Annotated in this window: 3 protein-coding genes; 2 read left to right on the forward strand and 1 reads right to left on the reverse strand. The window is 62.0% G+C overall.

All coding sequences use genetic code 11. The features are described from left to right. Positions 1-181: 181 nt before the first annotated feature. Positions 182-448: a helix-turn-helix domain-containing protein gene (locus AC1DY5_RS54520; protein WP_478122511.1), complete on the reverse strand. Its 267-nt coding sequence runs from the start codon at positions 446-448 to the stop codon at positions 182-184. A 273-nt stretch (positions 449-721) separates the two neighbouring features. Between AC1DY5_RS54520 and AC1DY5_RS54525 the strand changes: the two genes are divergently transcribed. Together AC1DY5_RS54525 and AC1DY5_RS54530 are read left to right on the forward strand one after the other, a co-directional pair. Further along, the gene (locus AC1DY5_RS54525) at positions 722-934 is read left to right on the forward strand and encodes a RyR domain-containing protein (RefSeq protein WP_478122512.1); all 213 of its coding nucleotides are present in this window, start codon (positions 722-724) and stop codon (positions 932-934) included. A gap of 52 nt (positions 935-986) precedes the next feature. Further along, a partial coding sequence (locus AC1DY5_RS54530) for a toll/interleukin-1 receptor domain-containing protein (protein ID WP_478122513.1) occupies positions 987-1,706 on the forward strand: 720 nt, incomplete at its 3' end.

The raw sequence follows: 1,706 nt of genomic DNA on the forward strand, positions 1-1,706 counted from the left end.
GCCCTGCACGGGCCCTTCACTGGGGCAAGCCCCAGCCCCCGCGGCCTAGGGCCGCACAGCGTCGAGAGGGCCTGCGCCACGCCCCCACGCCGCCGCTGCCATCATCGGCACTACTGACATACCCTAAAGGCGAGCACCTCTCGACCACCGCGCAATCACAAACACCTGCGCACTCGCTGGGTCAGGTTCCGGTGAGTACAAGTGGGTCAACAAATGTGAGCGCCAAGGCCTCCGCCCCGCCGTCCAGGAAGCGCTGACGCCACAAGGCCACCTGGCGCCGGTCCAGATCGACCTCGGCGGCGATGTCCTTGTCCTGCAAGCCCTGAACGGCCAGCAACACCATCTTTGCCCTTTGCTGCACACGAGCCTCGACGCGGCCTCGCCGCGCCAGGGCCGTCAACTCACATTGAACATCAGCATCGAGTTCGATCCTGGGGGCAATGCGCATGACGACCTCCGTCGAAGTCGGAGGTGTCGCATAAGTTCTACTATTTCAAGCGCACCAGACTACATTTTTCGGGGGCAAGCTCAACATGCAGCTTGAGGGTCGACAGAGCCTCAGCGATACTGCGTCCTCTCGCCTGCCCCCAGTGGTTCGCTGAGTACTACGCAACTCGGCCTTCTCCGGGCCGTGGGCCTACACCACGGAATGGGATGCGACCCGCATTGGCTTCAGAATAGGTCGTCGTCCATGGAACTTGCACTCGAGAGGGGTCACAGCATGAAGCTGCCGAACATCGAACTGGTAGCCGCAGAAGTTCATTCTGCCTGGATGGACGCCAAGCGTGCCCAGGGAGTGACGTCCCGCAAGGACGAACGCGGAGATGAGCTAATGGTTCCCTACAGCGAACTTTCAGAGATGGCAAAAGAGCTCGATCGCAGCACCGTACGTGCGGTCTATAGAGCGCTCGAGCGGCTTGCACTGAACGGATGAACCAGCAAATTTGGGCTTAGCATTCCGACTCATAAATCAGCCAGGGCCACCCATGTCGCTCCCACTGAACAAGYGCGATTTCGATGTCTTCCTGAGTTATGCCCACAAGGACCAGGTCTTTGTCCGGCAGCTTTACCGGTGGCTGACCGAGCAGGCGGGACTGAAGGTATGGCTCGACGAGGTGCAGTTGCCCGGTGGCTCCCTGCTGGCGACCGACCTGGGAAACGCCATCGGACGCTGCCGTGGAATCCTGCTGGTCGCATCTGAGGAATCGCTCAACAAGGGCTGGGTCACGGCCGAATACAACTGCGCGATGGATGAGCGTGCGAACGTTGAGGGATTCCGGGTCGTGGCGCTTCGCATCGCCAACGCCGATGTGAAGAACTTGATCAGGGGCATCACCTGGATCGATGCCGCCCAGCAGGGTCTGGATGCGCAGATGGCGCTCGCCCTGATATCCGCGTTCTATCCCTCTGCGAAACTACCGAGCGCTGCCGGCGCCCGGGACGTGTACGTCAGCTGTTCCTGGCAGGCTGCCGACAAGGCCAGCGCCGCCGCGGTGTGCGCAGAACTGGTGGCGCAGGGCCTGAGGCTGGTCGGTGATGCCAAAGAGCAGCAGGGCTTCGGCGAAGGGGACCGGGTCGAGCGGATCATCGCGAGTTGCGGCGCCTTCGTGAGCATCATTCCGTACCGGCAGGACTCCGGCGAGGCCCGAAGCGATTCAGGGCCGTACAAGTATTTCCTTCGCGAGATGGACATCGCGGCTTCGCTG

It is taken from the genome of Variovorax sp. P4_D9 (assembly GCF_056401695.1).

Excerpts from the sequence above, each read along its gene's own strand:
- AC1DY5_RS54520 (WP_478122511.1), bottom strand. The coding sequence starts at position 448 with ATGCGCATTGCCCCCAGGATCGAACTCGATGCTGATGTTCAATGTGAG.
- AC1DY5_RS54525 (WP_478122512.1), top strand. The coding sequence starts at position 722 with ATGAAGCTGCCGAACATCGAACTGGTAGCCGCAGAAGTTCATTCTGCC.